Here is a 3,534-nt window from a genome sequence, read left to right as displayed (position 1 = left end):
CACGGCGGTCGCCAGCCCGGCGATGAAGGTGAACCAGACGCCGATGGCCGCCGTGAAACCATGATCGCGGAAGGCCTGCAGGATCTGCTCGGTGAGAGTGTGCCGGTTGCTCATCCGATCTTCGCCCCCCAGAAGCTGCTGTGATCGGCCGCGAAGAAGCCGTCCTGCGCGCGGAAATACCCCTGCAGCTCGACGGTATCGCCTTGCTGCAACACCGCCATGGTCTGCAGCCAGAGCGCGGTGGCCTCGGAGACATGCGCGCCGCTGATCTCGCCGAAGGACCCGCGGAGCTCAATGCTGCCATTCAGGACCAGCCGACCGCGCATGCGCGCATTGGTGCTGGAATTGACCTTGAAGAGCAGCGTTGCGCCGAAGAGATACGTCCCATCCGCCGGGGCGACGAAATGGTTGGCGCCCGCGTCGAACGCCCCCTGATCGTTATAGTCGGTGTTGTTGATGCCGATCTTCGTCCAGGTGCCGACGCCGACATAGTTGTCGTAGTTGGTGTAGGCCTTGAACCGGGGCAGCCGGGGCTGGTCGACGATGCCGGTGGCGTTGTCGACGATCAGCCCGTCGAAGAAGCTGCTGCCGTCGGGCGAGACCGCAAGCCGGAAGTGATCGGAGCCGAAGAGCCCGACCAGCGCCTTGGTCACGAAGCCGGTCTGCAGCGTGAGCCCGAGATCGTCGCCTGCCGTCTCCTTGTTCATGGTATAGAACAGATCGCCGCTGCCGCCCTCGGCGACGGTCCTGGCGGTCCAGAGCGCGGCATTCAGCTTCGCCGCGAAGGGGTTCGATGCATCCGCCGTCGTTCCCAGCCCCAGCAGGGAGAGGTTCTGCAGCTCACCAGGCGTCGTGCCGATCCAGTCGGAGCCATCGAAGACCAGCAGCACGCCTTCATCCTCGACCCATGCCCGCCAGCCCGCGCGCGGCGGCAGGCGCAGCCAGGCCCCGTCGGTCGAGAGCGCGATGTTCAGGTCCCAGCCCGCCCAGTCGCCGCTGGCGCCCGAGGCGACGATGTAGCGCTCGCCGTCGGCAGGACTGCCGGGCGGCACGGTGAGGTCGCGATCCTTCACGGCGAGCTGCACCAGCCCGTCGAGGATCCGCAGCGCCTCGTTATGGGTCGCATGCTTCTGCGCCTGCGCCGCAAGGATATAGGGCAGCAGGAGGTGGGTGGTCGTGTCAGACATGGACCCTCTCAGAAACTCAGGGTGACGGTTCTGGGCGCGCCCCGCCCGATCAGGGCGGAGAGCTGGAAGATTCGGACGGTGAGTGCGTCGCCGGGGCCGAGCGGCGCGCCCCAATCGACGATCTGGTCGACCTCGCTGTAGATCGCGCTGGTCGTGGTCGCGCTCAGCACGCGGGTCACGGCCGCGCCGTCCATGATCTCGACCTCATAGGCTTCCAGTTCTTCGCCGAGCGGCACCTCGAGCCCGCCCCAGCTGTCGGCCGCCAGCGCGCGGGACCGCCGTGTCCAGCGGATGGTCAGATCGCCGGGCGCGCGGGGGCGCCGCCAGGGCTGTTCGACATGGGCCACGGAGAATGGCCGCAGCCCGATGCCTTCCGGCGCGACTGTGCGGGCAACATGGGTCTCGTCGCTGACGGGGCGGCTCGCGGGGCCAATGCGCCAGTTCCAGGGGATGCCCAGATCGGCCTCGGCGATCGGCAGGACGGCGAGGCTGGTGTCGAGGACCACCACCCGCGCACCTGCCGGGGTCGGATCACCCATGGCGCCTTCGGTTCCGCGCTGGCCGCGCAGGAGCCGGGTCAGGCGATACCGCCCCGGTGCGATCAGCTCGGCTGCCCCCGCCTGCACGATCTCCCAGACGCCGGGCGTGCTCTCGATGGCCAGCGCGTTCGCGCCACCGAACAGGGTGAGATCGGTCACGCTCTCCAGCGTGCCGGTGAGCAGGTCGACCTCCAGCGTGTTGCCGTGATCGAAGCGCGACACCGACCCCGCGTAGAAGTCAGAGACCAGCGTGCCCATCCGGGCTCGCGTCCCGAAGCTGGTGAGCAGCTCGAAGCCGTCGGTCGCGGGGCTGCGGAACACCGCCATCTCGCCGGGCCAGGGCACTGCGTGCGCGGCGATCAGCGGGCGGTGCGCGGGCTGGTCCTCGGTCAGCTGCGGCAGGTCCATCAGCGCGACCTCGGGCGCCCCGAAGACCACGGCACGCGACAGCGCGGACGGGCGGGCCTGTCCGGGCGGCAGGTCATGGGCCTCGCGGTCCTGGCGCACGGCCTCGATGGCGCGGGCCTCGGCATCGGCGGTGGATATCAGCCGCAGCGGCAGGTGGCGGCCATCATGATCGAGCGTCACCACATCGGCCGGGTCCAGCGCGAGGCGCGAGGGCGGCAGGCGGAACACGGCCGTTTCGCGCCCCGTCCAGGCTTCCATGAGCGCGCGGCGGCAGCGGCGTTCCGCCTCTTCGGGCGACACCGCCATCGGGAAGGACTCCGAGGCGATGCGCGCGGTATCCACGGTGATGCGCTGCGCCTCGACCTGAGCGGCGTCATAATCCTCGTCGGCGCGCGCGACCTGCCACTTCAGCGCCTGCGGCAGTTCCGTCTCCTGCGCGCGGGTCAGCTCGATCACCTCGCCACCGCCGGCCTGCGCAATAGCCATATCGTCCATGCCTATCCCGGCCACCGCCGCGCGGCCGCGCATGACAAAGCGGATCACGCCCTCCGTCTCGACGGCATCGATGCCGAAATGCCGCGCGAGCGTGGTGATCGAGGCGCGCGGGCTTTCCAGCGCGCCGATGACATAGCCTTCGACCGCGCCCCAGAGGCCGGTGACGTCGATGCGGCTCTCCGGCAGCCCGGCCCGCAGGCAGAGATGCCGCACCAGTGCCGCGAGCGACACCGCCCCGAGCCGCCCGGTCAGCCAGTGGCCGAGCCGCCAGTTCGCACCATCGGTCCAGACATCGATCAGCGCCGGGAAGAAGGGATAGGGCCGCGCGTCCCAGGTCCAGGCGGCGCATTCAGGCACATGGACCATGCGATCGCCGTAGATGCTCGACACCGGGTTGTTCGCGGGCTCGCCCCACCAGAGATAACTCGCCTCCAGATAGGCGCGCTGGATCGCATCGTCGCGCCAGCCGCGCGAGAAGTAGGGGACAAAGCTCTCGGACGACTTCGGGTCGAAGAACACGTTCGGCTGATTGGTGCCGCGATCCACGGCGGGACAGCCCAACTCCGTGAACCACACGGGCTTTGACTCGGGCACCCATGCGGTGGGCGTCGCCGCCTCCACCCCGCCCGGGCGGTCGAAATGCAGCTCCGACCACCAGGCGCGCAGATCCTTGTAGCGAAAGACCCATGGCTTGCCATGGGCGCCGTCGTCAATGGGCGTGCGGGTCTGCGCCGAGCGATCAGCCGCGCTGGCATAGAACCAGTCAAAGCCTTCGCCTCCGGCGATGTTGGACTGCAGGTATGCCCGGTCGTAGATCGCGGGCCAGCCTTCAGCGGCGTCAGCGTGTTCAAATCCGTCCCGCCAGTCCGAGAGCGGCATGTAGTTGTCGATGGCGATGAAATCGG

At 69.0% G+C, this 3,534-nt stretch carries 2 protein-coding genes; both read right to left on the bottom strand.

Going from position 1 to position 3,534, the window contains the following annotated elements:
- Positions 1–110: 110 nt before the first annotated feature.
- Positions 111–1,187: a DUF2793 domain-containing protein gene (locus DQ229_RS04530; RefSeq protein WP_114965093.1), complete on the bottom strand. Its 1,077-nt coding sequence runs from the start codon at positions 1,185–1,187 to the stop codon at positions 111–113.
- An 8-nt stretch (positions 1,188–1,195) separates the two neighbouring features.
- The coding region (locus tag DQ229_RS04525) for a baseplate multidomain protein megatron (RefSeq protein ID WP_114965092.1) at positions 1,196–3,534 on the bottom strand (2,339 nt) is incomplete at its 5' end.

This window comes from Alkalilacustris brevis, assembly GCF_003350345.1.
Classification (GTDB): domain Bacteria; phylum Pseudomonadota; class Alphaproteobacteria; order Rhodobacterales; family Rhodobacteraceae; genus Alkalilacustris; species Alkalilacustris brevis.
Note: the sequence above shows the minus strand (reverse complement) of the source record. Positions and strands in the feature narration are given on the sequence as shown.

Excerpts from the sequence above, each read along its gene's own strand:
- DQ229_RS04530 (WP_114965093.1), bottom strand. The coding sequence starts at position 1,187 with ATGTCTGACACGACCACCCACCTCCTGCTGCCCTATATCCTTGCGGCG.